The organism is Polaribacter sp. NJDZ03 (assembly GCF_019263805.1).
Lineage (GTDB): Bacteria > Bacteroidota > Bacteroidia > Flavobacteriales > Flavobacteriaceae > Polaribacter.
On the sequence record NZ_CP079195.1, the window covers coordinates 975,795 to 993,933 of the forward strand.

At 28.4% G+C, this 18,139-nt stretch carries 16 protein-coding genes; 3 read left to right on the forward strand and 13 right to left on the reverse strand.

The window, feature by feature from the left end; genetic code table 11:
* Nucleotides 1-11: 11 nt before the first annotated feature.
* Together KV700_RS04080 and KV700_RS04085 are read right to left on the reverse strand one after the other, a co-directional pair.
* A complete protein-coding gene (locus KV700_RS04080) occupies nt 12-1,193 on the reverse strand; it encodes a glycosyltransferase (RefSeq protein WP_218599287.1) in 1,182 nt (393 codons plus the stop codon).
* A gap of 104 nt (nt 1,194-1,297) precedes the next feature.
* Nucleotides 1,298-2,566 (reverse strand): oligosaccharide flippase family protein, encoded by a 1,269-nt coding sequence (locus KV700_RS04085; RefSeq protein WP_218599288.1) that lies wholly within the window; start codon nt 2,564-2,566, stop codon nt 1,298-1,300.
* Nucleotides 2,567-2,726: 160 nt separating this feature from the next.
* Here KV700_RS04085 and KV700_RS04090 point away from each other — a divergent pair, with 160 nt between their 5' ends.
* Nucleotides 2,727-4,805 carry a tetratricopeptide repeat protein gene (locus KV700_RS04090; RefSeq protein WP_218599289.1) on the forward strand — a complete coding sequence of 693 codons (2,079 nt, stop codon included), beginning with the start codon at nt 2,727-2,729 and terminating at the stop codon, nt 4,803-4,805.
* A gap of 52 nt (nt 4,806-4,857) precedes the next feature.
* Here the strand turns inward: KV700_RS04090 and KV700_RS04095 are convergent, their stop codons facing one another.
* The 11 genes from KV700_RS04095 to KV700_RS04145 all read right to left on the reverse strand — a co-directional run bounded on the left by KV700_RS04095 (nt 4,858) and on the right by KV700_RS04145 (nt 16,132).
* Nucleotides 4,858-6,534 (reverse strand): T9SS type A sorting domain-containing protein, encoded by a 1,677-nt coding sequence (locus KV700_RS04095; RefSeq protein WP_218599290.1) that lies wholly within the window; start codon nt 6,532-6,534, stop codon nt 4,858-4,860.
* Between the two features lie 98 nt (nt 6,535-6,632).
* Entirely contained in the window at nt 6,633-7,343 is a 711-nt protein-coding gene (locus KV700_RS04100) for a LytTR family DNA-binding domain-containing protein (RefSeq protein WP_166382253.1), read from the reverse strand.
* A 5-nt stretch (nt 7,344-7,348) separates the two neighbouring features.
* Nucleotides 7,349-7,666 carry an Hpt domain-containing protein gene (locus tag KV700_RS04105; RefSeq protein ID WP_166382251.1) on the reverse strand — a complete coding sequence of 106 codons (318 nt, stop codon included), beginning with the start codon at nt 7,664-7,666 and terminating at the stop codon, nt 7,349-7,351.
* A 2-nt stretch (nt 7,667-7,668) separates the two neighbouring features.
* The gene (locus tag KV700_RS04110; RefSeq protein WP_166382249.1) at nt 7,669-8,712 is read right to left on the reverse strand and encodes an ATP-binding protein; all 1,044 of its coding nucleotides are present in this window, start codon (nt 8,710-8,712) and stop codon (nt 7,669-7,671) included.
* On the reverse strand, nt 8,712-9,857 hold the full coding sequence (locus tag KV700_RS04115) for an FIST signal transduction protein (protein ID WP_166382247.1): 1,146 nt from the start codon (nt 9,855-9,857) through the stop codon (nt 8,712-8,714). The genes KV700_RS04110 and KV700_RS04115 overlap by 1 nt, the downstream gene beginning before the upstream one ends.
* A complete protein-coding gene (locus KV700_RS04120) occupies nt 9,838-11,841 on the reverse strand; it encodes a PAS domain-containing sensor histidine kinase (RefSeq protein ID WP_218599291.1) in 2,004 nt (667 codons plus the stop codon). The genes KV700_RS04115 and KV700_RS04120 overlap by 20 nt, the downstream gene beginning before the upstream one ends.
* Nucleotides 11,841-12,380, reverse strand: coding sequence for a heme NO-binding domain-containing protein (locus tag KV700_RS04125; protein ID WP_166382244.1), 540 nt, complete (start codon nt 12,378-12,380; stop codon nt 11,841-11,843). The genes KV700_RS04120 and KV700_RS04125 overlap by 1 nt, the downstream gene beginning before the upstream one ends.
* A gap of 1 nt (nt 12,381) precedes the next feature.
* Entirely contained in the window at nt 12,382-12,795 is a 414-nt protein-coding gene (locus tag KV700_RS04130; RefSeq protein ID WP_166382243.1) for a response regulator, read from the reverse strand.
* 181 nt (nt 12,796-12,976) lie between these two features.
* Nucleotides 12,977-13,645 carry a bifunctional 4-hydroxy-2-oxoglutarate aldolase/2-dehydro-3-deoxy-phosphogluconate aldolase gene (locus KV700_RS04135; RefSeq protein ID WP_165730684.1) on the reverse strand — a complete coding sequence of 223 codons (669 nt, stop codon included), beginning with the start codon at nt 13,643-13,645 and terminating at the stop codon, nt 12,977-12,979.
* 124 nt (nt 13,646-13,769) lie between these two features.
* A complete protein-coding gene (locus tag KV700_RS04140) occupies nt 13,770-14,987 on the reverse strand; it encodes a 6-phosphofructokinase (RefSeq protein ID WP_218599292.1) in 1,218 nt (405 codons plus the stop codon).
* 98 nt (nt 14,988-15,085) lie between these two features.
* Nucleotides 15,086-16,132 carry a sugar kinase gene (locus KV700_RS04145; protein WP_166382240.1) on the reverse strand — a complete coding sequence of 349 codons (1,047 nt, stop codon included), beginning with the start codon at nt 16,130-16,132 and terminating at the stop codon, nt 15,086-15,088.
* A gap of 154 nt (nt 16,133-16,286) precedes the next feature.
* Here KV700_RS04145 and KV700_RS04150 point away from each other — a divergent pair, with 154 nt between their 5' ends.
* Together KV700_RS04150 and KV700_RS04155 are read left to right on the forward strand one after the other, a co-directional pair.
* Nucleotides 16,287-17,315, forward strand: coding sequence for a LacI family DNA-binding transcriptional regulator (locus KV700_RS04150; RefSeq protein WP_218599813.1), 1,029 nt, complete (start codon nt 16,287-16,289; stop codon nt 17,313-17,315).
* A gap of 52 nt (nt 17,316-17,367) precedes the next feature.
* Complete coding sequence (locus KV700_RS04155; protein ID WP_218599293.1) at nt 17,368-18,018, forward strand: peptidoglycan-binding protein; 651 nt, start codon at nt 17,368-17,370, stop codon at nt 18,016-18,018.
* Nucleotides 18,019-18,139 lie beyond the last annotated feature (121 nt).

The window sequence follows — 18,139 nt, forward strand, 5'->3', positions numbered from 1 at the left end:
TTTAAAATAGATTATTTCTTTTTCTCTATAATTTTATTGAATTCGTCTAAATAAATATTTGTAATTCTTTCCATTGGAAAAGCAGTTGCAGCCTTATAATTAGCTTCACCTAATTCTATTCTGTATGCATCGTTAGTTACAATAGCTTTAATAGCATTTGCTAAACTGGTTACACTTTCTGGTTCAAAAAACTCACCTCTATACCCTTCATCTTCAATTAAAGTGGCTAAATCTCCTAGATTGGGCATTACTACAGCTCTACCATAACTACCTGCTTGGTGTAATACTCCAGAACTTCCTGTTGTAGACGTATAAGGAAAAACAACAACAGCGCTTTCCGTAAACAAAGGTGCTACTTCTACCTCTTCTACATAACCTGTAAAAGTAAGTTGTGGTACATGTTTATAGGTTTCTTTTGCATTTTCTAAATAACCAGGTACGTTTGGGTTGTCTGTTCCTGCAATTACAATCTCTAAATCTAAACCTGTTTCTTTTCTTACAATTTCTACAGCCTCAATCATAGACTCTACCTTTTTATAGGTTCCGAATTTACCAAAAGTCATAATTTTTAAAGGTCCTTCTGGTAATTTTTGAGACGGATTTTCTGGTATTTCAAAAGTACCATGAGGAATCATTTTTACATTACCTACCTTGTATTTATCTGCTAAAGTAGTTACATATTTATCCATGGTTACCGTAACTAAATCTGCTTTTAAAATTAACTTGGTTAATGAAGTTCCTATAAGATTATATATTTTTTGAGCCAGTTTGTTTGATGTAAAACCTGCACTTTCTAAATCTACTTGTTCTAAAATATTATGTAATAAAACAATTGTAGGTATTTTTTTTATTTTACAAACCATTGGTATTGCCAATCCTAAAGCTGCAGCCACTTTTTTATCACCAAACTTCATAAACTGTAAATTAAACAAAATAGCATCTGGCTTTGTTTGGTTAATTGCTTTGGTAACATTTATAATATTTGTGTAGCTGTTAAATTCCCAACATTCTTTCACCGTAATTTTACATCCATTTTCTGTAAAATTAATATCTTTTCCTTCTAAAGTCTTATCTGTTAATAAAATTAACTCTGTTACTTTTTTACTCTGTCTAAAACTTTTTACCAAGTGATAAGCGTATTCATTTAAAGTTACTTTACTTGGTGGATATGCTGTTACAATGGCTAATTTCATATTATTAATTTTATTACAAATTTATATTATTACTTATTCTTTTTTTATAAACCCCGCTCAAATACAATTATATATAGATGATTAGAAAATTGGTTTAGACAATATTACTCTTTTATTTCTTTTATAGATTTAGATGTTCTAGAATCTTTAAAAAAGAAGAAACTAAGTTGTACTATTAATAATAATACCATGGCTATAATTTGTACATGAACAACTTGCTCTAAAGTTTCATGAAACAAAACAACCAATACTATTTGTAACATTCCAAAAATACCAGAAAGTACAACAGGTACATATTTATCTAACGACAAATAATAATATGCAAATATATTTGAGATGGCAAAAATTCCTGTTGCAGAAGCATATTTCCATAATAATGATGAAACTGATAAGTATTCACTACCAAATAAAATTTTAATTATTTCATCAGGAAATAAAAAGCAACTAATAACGATTACAGCTGCAATAAAACCAATATAAACAACGTATTTTAACAAGATTGGTAACGTATCTTTGCCTTCTTTTTTTAATTGAACAACTTTTGGTAAAAGTAACATTACAAACATCCAAGCAATAAAATAGACTACTCTACCAATAAGTGCTAATGAAGCGTATAACCCAGCCTCATAAGATTCAAAATAATGTTTAACCAATAGAATATCACTGTTATTAATAATGATTTGTGTTAACTCATAAAAAGCAGTAATAATAAAGAAATTCTTCACTAACTTTTTATTATCTGCTTCTAAAGAAAAAGGTTTAAATAATGAAAAATTGCTACTTTTAAATGGAATTAACCCAAAAACAAAAGAACAAAAAATACCGATTGCTATAATTAATGATGAATCTATATCTAAAAAATATAATAATGTAAAAGTTAATAATAAACGACTAATCATTTCTGATTGGTATGTAACTGATAAAGATTTTAATTCTTGTTTTCCTTGAAAAACACCTCTATTAACACTCATCAGAAAATAAAACGGAACTCCAAACCCAAAAATAACAAACATTGTTGAAGAAGTTGTTTTAAAAAAATGTTGCAATTGCGTTGAAAAAACAATAATTGCAATCCCTAAAAAGATTCCTGTAAATAGCGCATTTTTGTAAATTTTAGAAATAAAACCACTAAAAATTGAATCTTCAAAAAGCACAGAAAACTTAGCGGTAACCAACTGAAAAGTCATGGCTACAAAAGATAAAACCAATAAAAAAGTAATTAAAATTGCTGCATCAGCAAATTTCTCTGGACCTAAAACCCTACCTAAAACCAAATTGTATAAGTAATTTCCTCCATTAACTAAGAGAACACTTAACATAAACAGTTGTTCTGGTTTAATTTTTCCTTTTAATAGCCTAGGGGATAAAATCATTTATATTGCTTTAAAAATTAAGTTTTTAAATATTTTATTAAATTAATACAAATATCAAATAGAAACAAACTTTTATCACTATTAATCGACGAAAAACATTTATCTTTAGTTTTGTGATTAATAGCTATCGTTTAACTTACATTTTATAAAATATCCTCCTATGCGTTTAAAGTATTTTTCTTTTTTAATTATTTTTATGATAAGTCTTAGCAGCATTTCTCAAGAAATGCAAGAAGGTTTTACTTATTTAGAAACAGGTAAATACCAAGAAGCAGAAGTATTTTTTAAAGAAATATTAAAAGAATATCCTACAAATAAAACAGCAAGACTTTGTTACGGAAGAGCAATTGGTTTAAACGGAAAGGCAACTGCAGCGGTATCTCTTTTTACAAATCTTTTAAAAGATTTCCCTACCGATTTTGAAGTAAAACTTAATTATGCAGAATCATTACTTTGGAGTAAAAATTATCCTGATGCAAAAATCTATTATCAAACATTACTAAAAGAAAACAATAAAAGCTTTGCTGCTTTATTAGGTTACGCAAATACGTTATCTAATTTAAAAGAATTTGAAGCTGCTTTACTTAATGTAGACAAAGCTTTAGAAGTACTCCCAGGAAACCCAAATGCACTGGTTTCTAAAAAATACATGAGGTTAGGATTGGCTAATAAAAAGGTAACGGATCAAAAATATAAAGAAGCAGAAACAATTTTAAAAGAAAATTTTACTTCTTTCAAAGACGATAAAGAAACATTACTAAACCTTGCTAATTTGTATTTAATTTCTAATCAAATAGAAAAAGCAAAAAGCACCTATGAAATTATAGGTAAAAAACCAGAAGATAAACTAACCTCTTTAAACGGAATTTCTTTAGCGTATCACCTAGATACTGATGATAAAACGGCATTAATTGTAAGTAAAACAGCACTAAAAAGCATTGATAAAAACACCTCTGAAACCTTAAAAAATCAAACAATAGAAAGATATATTCAAGCATTAATTTGGAATAAAAAATATACACCTGCCGAAACTGAAATTGATAAATTATTAGACAACAATAAAAAACCAAAAAACTGGATGCTTTCATTAAGAGCTACTCTTAATATTTATAAAAGTGATTTTAATAAAAGTATAGATGATTATAATTTAATATTAAAAAAAGATAGTACTTCTTTTGATGGTAATCTAGGAAAAGCAAATGCTTTAAAAGCCTCTGGTTATTATAATAATGCATACAAGAGTGCAGAAAATACGTTATCTTTTTATGAAAACCAGAAAGATGCATCTAATTTTATAAAACAATTAGATTTAAGTTTTACCCCTTTTGTAGAAACAAAATTTTCTTATTCTTATGATAACGGAAATAACGAAGCAAACGCATACGATGTAAAAGCTGAAATTCCGTTTTCTACAAAGTTTAAAATATTAGCGAACTATAATTACAGAACTACTCTTAATAATCAAATTGACTCATTAAAAGCAACTACCAATAATTTATTGTTAGGTATTTCTTATCAATTATTAAATAACGTAACCTTAAAAGGTAGTTTTGGTGTTACTTCTTCTGATTCAGAATCTAAAAAGTACAATCAATTATTAACAGATATTTCCGTTAATATAAAACCATTTAAGCTTCAAAGTTTAGATTTAGGTTACAAAAGAGATGTTCAGAATTTTAATGCCGCTTTATTAAATGATGAAATTGTACAAAATAACCTTATTTTAAATTACAGTTTAAATACAAATTTTAACCTCGGTTGGTTTACGCAGTATTATTATACATGGCAAAGTGATGATAATGCTAGAAACCTCTTATTTACGTCTCTTTACTATAATATATTTGCAAAACCTTCTATAAAAGCAGGTCTTAATTATCAAAACATTTCTTTTAAAGAATCTAAAGAAAATTATTTTAGTCCTAGTAAATTTAATGCAGTAGAAATTTTTGTTGATCTTATAAAAGATGAAGCTGCAGCTAAAGAAAAAGAATGGTTTTATGGATTAACTGCAGCCACTGGTTTGCAATATATAGAAAATGATGAAGCTCAAAGCACTTATAGAGTTCAAGCGAAATTAGGATATAAATTTTCTGACCGTGCATTAATAAATATCTATGGGTTACAAAGTAATATTGCTTCTGCTGCTGCATCTGCAACAACCACAGCTAGTTTTACGTATACTGAGTTTGGATTACGCTTTAAATGGATCTTCTTAAAAAAACCTTTATACAAAAAATAAGGGCAAAAGATTTCTCTTTTGCCCAACAACATTCCTACTTTACATTGGGGGACTAGTTGACGATAAAGGTTCCGGAATGTTGATTGTTTTTATCGTCAATCAGTCTGTACTTATAAACTCCTTTTTCTAACTGAGGAGCATTGTATTGTATTTTCTTTGAAGAAGAATTGGTATTAATTTTCTGAGCATCTACAATTCTACCCATTAAATTATATACATTAATTTGAACATATTTAGCTACTTTAGGTAATTCTATTGTTGTAGAATTTGTAAAAGGATTTGGATAGTTTAATAATTTTTCACTAATCTCTTCTGTAAAACTTTCCTCATTTAAATTATTGTTTAGAGTAAATGCTATCTTATTTATATCTAAACTAAAAGGCTTATAATATGTGTAATCACCTATTACAGAAAACACTATTGTTTTAATACTTGAAACCGTAACCTTCTTCCCCGCATCATCTACAAAATCTAACAATGAAATGGTATATGTTTTCTCTGCTGAATTTGCCGGAACGGTATATCGTAATCTATGCTCCCATTCTCTATTTTCATTCGTCATAATAACGACTTCTACTGGTTCATTATTTTTAATATTGAAATTTACAAAATTATACCCCTCAACACTTAAGCTTTCATTTCCTGGCAAAAGATGTCTAAATAAATTAATATTTCCTTTTACTTCTCCTATTACTTTTACGCTCCTATCTACTTCATAAATAGCATCATCTTCTTCTCTTTCAGATAAGTTTACTTCAAAATTAGAAACCGTTACATATTCTTTTAAGTAATCTAATCCCCATGGACCATCTGCCACGTATAAAGCATCTTTTTGCTTAGAAGTAGTTGTTTCTAAATAAAAACCAATGTCAAATAAAACACCTGTTTCTATAGATAATACTTCATTATAGTCTCCTGAAAGAGAAAAAACATTGGCAGCTTTAATATGTGTTGTTAATTCTGTTTCGGCAATATTACCAACAAAATTTACAGATTTTTCTTGAGTTCTATTTACTAAATTTAAGTTTAGAATGCCATTAACATAGTTACCAGATTTAACAAAAACATTTGGTAAAACACTTGCTTCTCTGGTGCTTTTTAATCCATTTTTAGATGAATGTTGATCTATAATAAAATTTGCTGTCGATAAAATTTGAGAAAAAGAAGGTCCAAAAATTAAATAGTTATGATAATTACCTGTTGGATATTGGTCTACATTCCAAAAACTAAATAATTCATTTTGTTTTGTATCAACTCTAACGGAAAAACGTAATGTATATGTAATTTGACCAGAAACACTACTTATTGTAGCTTTAATTACTTGATGTTCTTTTACAAGAATAGTACTAATACTATCTAAACGATCAGTATTTAAGCGATCATAAATAATTTTAGAATGATCATAAACAACACCGTCTGATTTAGTTGCTATAATAGAAGAAACTTTATTTTTACCCTGATAATAACTTACGGAAAAAGTCTCTTTAAGATTAGAATTTTCAGAGAGCTCTTTCGGTTCAAAAACAAATGCCGTTTCGGTATGATTAATTCCTGTTTCTGGTAAATAATCTATTAAAGAATTTTTTATATTACTTTTAGATAATTGATTCTTATTAAACCTTACAACTTCTACAGCACCAAATCTATTGGCTTTTTTTGTTTGAGCATTTAAGTTTATTGCTACTATAAAAGTAGAGATCAGCAATAATATTTTTATGATATATTTCATATACCACAAAAGTAAGAACTAATTAAAGTGTAATTTTCGAATTTTAGTTACTTATACTTTAACTGTCGATGAGCTGTAAGATTTCATTAGATAAAGAATTAAAGTAAATCTAACCTTTTCATTAATTCTGGTCGTTTAGACCTACTAACGGGAATAACATCTTTCTTTATAAGTACACTATTATCTTCAATATCTATAATTTTTTTGATATTGATAATGTAAGAACGATGTATTTTAAGGAATAAAGAGTCTGGTAATTTTTCTTCAATTTTTTTAAGTGTAGAATGCACTATATAATCTTTACTTTCTGTTTTTATTTTAATATAATCTCCTTTAGCTTCTATTAAATAAATACTTGGTAAATCTATTTTTATCAATCTACGATCTATGTTTACATAAAAATCGTTTTCAATATCTATGGGTTTAGCACTTTCGTTCTTTACCTCATTTGTAGTAATATTTTTCCTTTCTGCTTTTTCAATTGCTTTTTTAAAACGAGGTAATTCTACTGGCTTCAATAAATAATCTACAATAAAATCGTACTCGAAAGCTTCAATAGCAAATTTAGGATCTGAAGTTGTTAAAATAATTTTTGGTGGATTTTTTAAACTTCTAATAAAATCTAAACCACTAAAATTAGGCATATGAATGTCTAAAAAAATTAAGTCTACTTTATTTTCATTTAAATATTTTATTGCTTCAATGGCACTAGGAAACTCTTCTAAAAGATTTAAAGAATCTATTTCATTGCATAGAGTTTTAATTATAACCCTTGCCATTTTTTCATCATCAATAATAATACAATTCATAAAACTTATATAGTTTCTATATACGCTGTAATTGCTTTTAATATCTTATCAAAATCTTCTTGCTTCTCTAAACTTAGCTCTCGAAGATTATGTTCAAACTCATTAGCAATTTCATAGCTCTTTTCGAGACCTAAAATACTAATTTTATGTTTAAGTTTATGAACATTTTCTTCAATTTTTTTAAACTCTTTATTTTCTAAGCTATTATAGTAATCTTTCTTCTCTTCTGGAAACTCTGTTTTTATAACTGCTAGTAACTCTGCTTTTATAGATTCGTCTCCTCTTGCTAGTTGTTCTATATACTCTAAGTTTGGTTGTTCCATGTTTATTTTTTTATGCTAAAATAAAAAGTAGAACCAACTTTTGGCTCAGATTCTAAATAAATTTTACCACTATACGCTTCTACAATTTTTTTTACTATAGATAAACCTATTCCAGTTGACTTATAATCATCTTCTAATTTCTGAAATGCGATAAAAATTTTATCAAAATATTTTTTTTCTATTCCTTTACCGTTGTCTTTTATATAAAATTGCCAAGCTTCCTTTTCTTCTTTAAACCCAATCTCAACAATAACTTCCTTTTTATCATTAAACTTAATGGCATTGTCTATTAAATGTTTAAACAATTGTTCTAGTCTAAATTTATCTCCCTTTACTTTTGGTAATTTTTCAGGAATAATAAAGCTTACATTTTCTGCTTTTTCCTTATCATCTAAAATATTTTGCACTAAAGAATCTAAATCGATATCATAAAGGTCTTTTTCATTTTTACCTATTGTAGAATATTGTAAGATACCTTTTACTAAAGTATCCATCTTTTCTACATTTTCTCTTATCAATTGTAAATTTTCTGTACCAGTAGTATCTAAAACACCAGAATAATCTTCTATAACCCAAGCTGTTAATGCTTCTATACTTTGTAGAGGAGATTTTAAATCATGAGAAACCATATGTGCATAATCATTTAACTCTTGATTCTGTCGCTCTAAGTTTCTTAAAAGTTTATCTTTTTGTTGATTAATTTTAATAATTTCATTGGTTTGATTGTCTATAAAATCTACCAATTTTAAAGAATCCATACTTTCTTTAGGTCGGTTTGTTGTTAGATCATAAACCTGTAATTTGTCTATTACACTTTCTAACTTTGAGATTACTTTTTTCTGAGAATTAGACTCTTCTCTTAATTGTTCATTAGCATTAAATAGTTCTTCTGAACTAATTTTTGTTGCTCTCTGTAGCATTAAAAATTGTTCATCAGAAGTATGGTAAGATCGATCTATAACCTCTAAGAATTTATCTAATTCGACATTAGATTGTAATTCTTTAGAGAGAAACTTTCTTATTTGTCTTTTTAATAAAGAATTCATTATTCGCTAATTAGAGTAACCGTCATGGTTTGGTTATGTAATTGGCAGCTACTTTCTCCAATAAATGGTGCAATTTCTCCATAAGAATATAGCCCTGTAATCGTTGTAGAATCACCAACAACTTCCATTACCTCTTCTACTTCTTCTTCTACTCTTTGGTCTAAAACCAATTTTCTACCAATACAACTTACTAAAATTGCTAATTCTGGTTTCTTCTTTCTAAACTCTAAAGCACTTACAGCCGCTTTTTCTGCTGCATTTACAATGTTATCTACATTAGTCATCATTAGTTGTACTTTAGAATCCTCAAAAATATCTCCAGCTAAAATCACAGATTTCTGCTCTTCATCAATATTTAAGATTGTTCTAACAATTGTATTGTTACCATCTTCAGACTTTACATTTAAAGGATATAACAATGCTGCACCAGGTAATTCTTTAGATTTTTCTCCTAAATATTTCTTATACAAATCTAAAGCGGGTAAATTATCTAATTCATATAAAACATTTCCTTTAGATTTAGTTACCACTCTTTCTGGTCCAAAAGGAGTCCAACCACCATTAATAGAAAAAGTAACTTCTAACGTTTCTCCATACAAACCAATAGCCACCATTTCTCCTGGTTTAGGGTTTTCATTATAAGAAGAAATTGTTTTTTCAAATCGTGCATCATCTCCACACAAAGCACCTGTAATTAACAAGTTATTTTCTGTAGCAGCATTCATTCCTTTTGTTAATTGGCTTCCGTTTATAAAACTTCCTTCAGAGAGTACAAAAACATGCTTTAATCCCTCTTTTGGTAATTGACTTATTAATTCTTTACCAACGGCAAAGCTATCTATTTTAGCTTCTAAATCTTCATTTAAAATATTTGCAGTCTTAATTATAAAACTACTTTTCTCAAATTCTATTGCTGTAATAGTTATACTTTCGTCATCAATAGATTCTGATGAAATATCTCCACAAGCAGAACCAAAAACAATATGACCGTCTTTAAATATGGTTCTAATTTCATCAAAAATAGTTTCATCTTCTAATAGAAACCTATTTCCAAAAACCAATACCAACGGTGCTTTTAAATTTATGTTCTCAGATAAGTATTTCCAATCAGAATTTTTATGTTTTTTAAGTTGTACTGTTTTCATTTAATTCTTTTTTTATGGTGAAGTAAAAAGTAGTTCCTTTATTGGGTTCACTTTCTAACCAAATTTTGCCTTCATGTAAAGCAATTATTTTCTTTACAATTGATAATCCTATTCCTGTAGAATCTTCTCTTTTATTTAAAGAAGTAAAAACTTCAAAAATTTTGTCGTGATATTTTTTTTCAATACCAATACCATTATCTCTTATAGAAAACTGATGAAATGGTTCTTTATCTTCATAGTTTATCTCTACAATTCCTACTTCTTTATCACAAAATTTAATAGCATTACTTATAAAATTTTGAAATAATTGTTGAAACTTCGTTTTATCTCCTTTTATAATAGGTAGGTTTTTAAGAACGTTTACAGAGATGTTTTCTGGAATAAATAAGATCTTTTTTAAATCACATAATGTATTATTTAAATCTACATCTTCATCTTCTTGTGTACTAGAACCGGCACTCGAGTACTCTAAAACATCAGAAATTAGTTTTTCCATAGTTTCTAATGTCGTTTCTACTAGTCCAAAGTTTTGCAACGTCATTTCATCAAACTTCCCTTCATTGTCTGCTTTAATCCAAGAAACTAATGCGTCTATACTTCTAAGCGGAGATTTTAAATCATGAGAAACAATATGTGCATACTCGTGCAAATGTTCGTTACTTTTTTCTAATTCTTTTAAAATTTGCTCTTTTTGTAATTCTAATTTTTTAAAATTTGTAATGTCTAAATTTAGGGCAATAGAGCCTATGTTTTCTCCATGCAAATTATAATTTGGTGCTGCACTTACAAGCCAGTACTTAATATCACCTTTTTTATTTTTTGTCTTAAATTCATAAGAAGTAGATTCTCCTTTAAGGCGTTTAACTTTTTGATCTTTTATAATATTAGACCCCGAGTTAAATGTAAAAATATCACCTCCTACTTTACCTATTAATTCTTCTTTAGCATAGCCAGACATTTCTAAAAAACTTTGGTTTACCATAGAAATTTTGTCTTCTATATTAATCTCTACCAACCCTAGGTTCATATTGGCTATAATATTGCTATACTTTTCTTTTTCTACTTCTAAACTTATATTATATTTTTTTTCTAAAGTAATGTCTCTAAAAGTCCACAAATAGCCTTTTATTTTTCCTCCAATAAATATAGGAATATAATTTCTTTCTAGAATTATACCATCTACCATTTCTAGTTGTTCTCCAAAAATAGGTTCTCTTTTTGCTACTATTTCATCCATCCTTTCAACAAAAGACGATGATTCTTTAAATAATACTTTATTTTGTTCTGATGCCATTTTACAATCCATCCCCAATAAATCTTGAGGTGATGCATCTACTTTAAATAACTCGCAAAACTTTGTGTTCGACAATACTATTTTTCGATTTTCATCTTCTAAAATAATACCACTGTTTAGATTTAATACTAGTGCTGCTAATCTATTTTCTGACTCTATTAATAAATCTTCTGCTACTTTATCTTTTGTTATATCTCTTATAATACCTTGCGCAGCTATTGCTTTATTATTTTTATCATAAATAACAGTTGCATTTATTTGAATCCATTTTACTTCTTTGCTTTTACTGTAAACTCTTGCAGTATAAGCGTTAAAAAAACCTTTTTCGTATAATTCTTTAAAAGAATTAGAGGTATATTCTATATCTTCTTCATAAATAATTTCAGTAACATTAAAGGTTTCCTTTTCTATATCATACCCAAAAAGATCCTTTGCAACTTCATTCATTTTTAAAACATTACCAAACAAATCCATAACTAAATATGCATCATTAATGTTATCAAAAACTCCTTTTAAAGTGCTAGATTTCTCTTCTAAAAGTTCATTTAGCTTTAAGTTAGAACCTTTTAATTTTTCTGTAAGGTCATATAATTCTCTAGACTTATCTTCAAGAATTTTTTCTGCTGCTTTTCTAGCAGCTTTTTCACGCTTTACTGCTCGTTGTAGTATTTCTATTTGATTTTGACTCATTATTTTTTATTAACAATAAACCTTACCTCTGTACCATCTTCTTTAATTTTTTCTAAAACTATAGAGGCTTCTGTATTAAAGTGCTCAAAAGTTTTATTCATTAATCCTAATCCAAAATGGTGCATTGCTCTACTAGATTTGTACACCATTGTTAAAGAGTTTTCTGTTTTTTGTTCTACTATAAAAGTTGGTAGTTCTGCTTCTGGATAGATTTTTTGAACCTCCACATGTATATGGTTTTCAATGGAAGCTAACATTTCTATGGGGTCATTATAGGTTGCTAAAAGACCTGGATAGCTTCTTTCTATCATTCCAAAAAAGTGTTCTGCATATACTAATAGCAAATCATCTGTAGAAATACCTGTGTTATCACTAAGGTTTGTAACTAATTGTAACATCTCAGAAAAGCTATAAGTACCAACAGAAGTATAAATTCCTTCTGAAGCTAATTCTGACTGATAAATAATTTTATCTACCATTTCTAACCCAAACTTTTCTTCAACTAAATCTAAAAACTCAGTAAAAACTATTCCTTTCATATTAGTATTTTTTTAATTCATTCATACTCCAATAAGATAATACTGTTTCAATTTTTTTAACATAATCATCATATTTTAGAGGTTTTAAAATATAACCAGAAACACCTATTTTATAACATTCTTCTAAATCTTTTTGATTATCTGAAGTAGTTAATATAACCGTAGGAATATGTTGTATGTCTTTATTATTTTTTAAGATTGATAGAAATTCTATACCACTCATTTTTGGCATGTTTAAATCTAATAAAATTAAATCAGGAAAATTACCTTTTTCTTGTAAAATATCTATTGCTTCTTCACCATTTTTAGCTTCTTGTATTGTATGCTCTAATTTTAACAATGAAAGAGTTCTCTTCATTTTCATAATTTCAATTAGATTATCTTCAATCAACAATATTTTTAAGTTCTTAGACATGTTAGGATGTTTTACATTTAATTTATACAAACTTAAGGTAATTAAATAGACTAATTTATGAGTGGTTGGTCAAAAAGATTTAAGTGTAGATGAAATGCTAAAAAGTATAGATAGACTTTTTGGAACTAAAAAAAACTCCAACTTTTCAGTTGGAGTTTTAAATTTATAAAAATAGTTTAGACTATTTTCTTACTGCTTTAACAATAGCTAAAGCTGCTCTCACATCTTTTTCTAATTTTGCATAATCTTCGTTCGCAATAATTTCTTTCGAAATTAATTTAGACCCCATTCCAACACAAGTTACACCTGCATCAAACCAACCTTTTAAGTTTTCTTCTGTTGGTGAAACTCCACCTGTAGGCATTAAGCTGGTCCAAGGTTGAGGTCCTTTTACTCCTTTTACAAATTGTGGTCCATAAATATCACCAGGAAATAATTTTACTATTTCACACCCTAATTCTTCTGCTCTAGTAATTTCTGTTAAAGTACCACAACCAGGAGACCATAATACTTTTTTACGGTTACAAGCAATTGCAATATCTTCTCTTAAAACAGGAGTTACAATAAAGTTTGCTCCTAATGCCATATATAATGAAGCTGCTCCTGCATCTGTAACAGAACCTACACCCATTATCATACCTGGTAATTCTGCAATAGCATATTTAGTTAACGCTCCAAAAACTTCGTGAGCGAAATCTCCACGTGCTGTAAACTCCATTAAACGAGCGCCACCATCGTAACATGCTTTTAATACTTTTTTACTTAATTCTATATCGTTATGAAAAAATAAAGGAATCATTCCTGTTTCTTTCATTACTTGTGCTACTTCTAATCTTGAAAATTGTGCCATTTTATTTTATATTTTTAACTGTTTTTTTGTGTAAACTTTAATTTGTGTAACTATGAAATATCTTATCCAAAAGTGACAAAAATTTTATTTTTTACTGGATACTGCAACTGGAAACTGCTACTTATTAATTCCAGTTTAATATTTTTTTAAAATCGTATGCTTCTGGATTGGTAACATACTTTTTTGCATTTTCATAGTCCTTTTCTTTTAAGAAGAATAAGTTTTCTATGAATAATTGTGCCATATCAGAATTGATATCTACTAACCTTGGTGGAATTTTACCATTTTCATCTTCAAAATCTTTTAGATATAAAGGTGAAATATCTCCATTAGAATTAGCACTTACAATACAACCTGTAGCACCTTGATCAAATAGTTTTTTAACTCCAATACCCAATAATGTACATAAGGTTAAATCGAATGCTATAGGATTACAACATCTTAATTCATACCCTAATTCTACTGGTCTAGACTTTATTTCTAATCCTATTTCTTTTAATTTAACTTGCAGTAAGTAATTAAATATATGAGATTTACTTACGTTTCCTAATTCTGGGTGTCCGTGCTCATCATAGGTGAAGTTAATACCTGAATTAATGATTTCTTCTTTTTCCATAAAGTGAAAAACACCTTCGCTTATTAAAGCGACACCGTATTCTACACCCATAATTTTACATTTTACAATAGAAGAAATAATCATATTGATTAACTTCTTAAATGTAATAGTAGTTTTATTAAACATTTCTGGAATAATTACCATCTGAAAATGACATGCAGATGCAATTCCGAAGGCCAAATGCCCCGCAGAACGTCCCATTGCAGACATTACAAACCAATTTTCACTAGTTCTTGCATCTTCATAAACGGTATTTCCAATGCGTACACCTTCATCTTTTGCGGTATGAAAACCAAATGTTGGGTTTCTATCTGGCAAAGGTAAATCGTTATCTATTGTTTTTGGAACATGAATATGTCTAACATCTAATTCTTGCTCCTTTAAATATTTAGTTAATCTATTTGCTGTAGAAGCTGTGTCATCTCCACCAATAGTAACCAATAATTTTACATTATTTTTCTTAAAAAAATCTACTTTAAAATCACTGTCTTTAGGTTTAAATCTACTCATTATAAGACTAGAACCACCTCTACTAAAAATACGATCTGCACGATGAAAATCAAAAATCTCCAATTCAGGATTTTCTGAAAGCAATCCTTGATATCCATGATGGACACCAATTACCTCATAACCATCTTTCATAAAGGTTTTAGCAACAGTACTAATTACTGTATTAATTCCTGGTGCAGGACCGCCTCCACACATTATAGCTACAGATTTCTTCATATTTTATTGTTGATTTTAAAATTAGTATGTGTACAGTTATAAATTTATTTAACTGTTAAATAGCCTAAACTACTTAACAGTTAAACAAAAATCTAGATTTATCTAGCTACTCTTCCAGATGCATCACCACCCATCAATTTATTTACTTCTGCAACTGTAACTAAGTTTGCATCACCTTTAATAGTGTGCTTTAAACAAGACGCAGCAACTGCAAAGTCTAATGCATTTTGATCGTTATCTGGGTATGTTAATAATCCGTAGATTAAACCTCCCATAAAAGAATCTCCACCACCTACTCTATCTACAATATCTGTAATTTGGTATTGACGTGTTTGTAACATTTCATTTCCATCATATAAAACTCCAGCCCATGTATTGTGAGACGCAGAAATAGAACCTCTTAAAGTAGTAATTACCTTTTTAGCTCTTGGAAATTTCTCCATCATTTGCTTACAAACAGATAAGAAAGCTTCTGCTTTTACGTCATGTCCTGCTGTTTGAACTGCAGCTCCATCAGGCTTAATTCCGAAATGCATTTCTGCATCTTCTTCATTTCCTAAAACTACATCACAGTAAGAAGTTAATTCTGTCATTATAGACTCTCTATGAGCATCATCACAAAAATTCCATAATTTTGCACGGTAGTTTAAATCTGTAGAAATAGTAATTCCTTTTGCACTAGCTACTTTTAAAGCTTCTAAAGTTACATCTGCAGCACCTTGAGAAATTGCTGGGATAATACCTGTCCAATGAAACCATTCACATCCTTCAAAAACGGCATCCCAATCGATCATTCCAGATTCTACTTCTGCAATAGCAGAATGCGCTCTATCATAAACCACTTTAGAACCTCTAGATACAGCACCAGTTTCTAAGAAATAAATTCCTAAACGGTCTCCACCATAAACAATCTTATCTACACCAACACCTCTTTTACGCATCTCCATCATTGCACACTCACCAATATCATTTTTTGGTAAACGGGTTACAAAATCTACATCAATTCCGTAGTTTGCTAATGATACTGCTACATTAGATTCTCCACCACCATAAACAACATCAAAATTATTTGCTTGTGAAAATCTTAAAAATCCTTGAGGAGCTAATCTTAACATGATCTCTCCAAATGTTACTACTTTTGCCATTTTAATTATTTTTTAAAAATTATAGTTAATTAGTTAAACGTTTAAGCAATTTTTCAAAATAAAATCAAAATGAAAGAATTGAACTATCATTTTGATTATATTAAATATCGAATTATATTTGCTTAATCGATTAAGCAAATATATAAAAAAAAGTATTATCAAAAAGAAAACTACCATAAAAGATATTGCAAGTGTTTTAAACATCTCTGCAGCTGCTGTTTCTAAAGCATTACACAACGATTCTAGAATAAGCGAAAAAACTAAAAAAGCCGTTAGACAGGTTGCTGAAAATTTAAATTATCAACCCAATCACTTAGCAAGTGCTCTTAGAAGTGGAAAAAGTAAACTAGTTGGCGTAATAGTGCCTAGAACAAATAGTAACTTTTTTTCATCTGTAATACAGAATATAGAAGAAGTACTAAATAAGGAAGGCTACAATATTATTATTACCCAATCTAACGAGTCATTTAAAAAAGAATGTGCTAGTATTGATACCTTATTATTTACGCAAGTAGATGGTATTATTGCTTCTATGGCCAATGAAACTGTAGATTTAAGTTATTTTGAAAAAGTAAAAAAAGCAGGCATTCCTTTGATAACATTTGATCGTGGAGAAAATGATTTAAATGTAGATTATATTGGTATTGATGATTTTAATAGCAGCCATTTAATAGTAGCTCATCTTGCGGCCCAAGGTTGTAAAAGAATTGCACATATTGGTGGTTTTAAACGTACTAGAATTTTTAACAACAGAATTAAAGGTTATATAGATGCGTTAAAGAAACACAACTTACCTCTCATAGATGAGCTATTATTAGAAAGCGATTTAACAATTGAAGATGGTAGAGAAAAAATGCATCAATTACTAGCTTTAAAACACAGACCAGATGCTGTTTATGTAGCTGGAGATTATGCTGCTCTTGGTGCTTTACAAGTGCTAAATGAAGAAAAAATTAGTATTCCTAATGAAATAGCCTTGGTTGGTTTTGGTAATGAACCTTTTAGTTCTATGGTTACACCTTCTATTACAAGTATAGAGCAACATAGTGACGAAATTGGCAAACAAGCTGCGCTTTCTTTTTTAAAACATGTTAAAAATGACGTTGTAAAACAAACACTCACCAAAAAGATTTTAGACGTAGAATTACTTATTAGAGATTCATCAAATAGAAAAGGCATCTAACCTTTTCTTTTGCTTATTTTTGTTAGTACTTAATAGACAATAAGAACACTTTATGAAACAACTAATTATTTTACTTTTATTGATTATTGCCTTTTTTATTGGTTACGGACAGTATTCTCAATATCAAAGATTTAATTCTCCAGATGTTGATTATAAAACAGCAAAAGAAATAGATGTTGCATATTATAACCAAGAAGCTGTAATTAATTATTATAAAGCTATTGAAGATTTAAATAGTTTTGTGAAAATGCAATGGACAGCTAATAATATTGATGTTAGATCTCCAGAAGAGGGTACGGAAGAAACTAAATTAGCTGTTTATACATATGCAGATAAAGTTGCAATCATTAAATACTATGAAAGCAAATTAGAAAAATCTGCTGTATTAAAAAAGAAAGGTTTGTCTAATGAAGAAATTCTATTTTTAGAAAATTCAGGAATTGACTTAAAATCTCACCAAAAATTAATTGCAGTCAACAAAATAAAAAGCATGTTTAATGCTGATAAAAAATTGGATTATGGGAATAAAAGTGCTTTAATATTTGAAATTCAGAAACAATTAAATCTAAAGGGTTTCGAGATAAAATTAGATGGGGTTTATAAGCTTGAAACTTTAAATGCTATTAAAGGTTTTGAAGAAAAAAACAACCTTTTTGTAGATGGTGTTTTAGATGTTTTAACTCTAGATGCTTTATTTGAATAAAAAAACTGTCTAAAAAAGTTTATTGTCAATCCAAATTTATTTCAGATTCTTAAGAAGATTAAACTTCAGTAAGTTGATCTACAGAAACAAGTTCAGTATATCAAGATTTCATCTTTTTTTA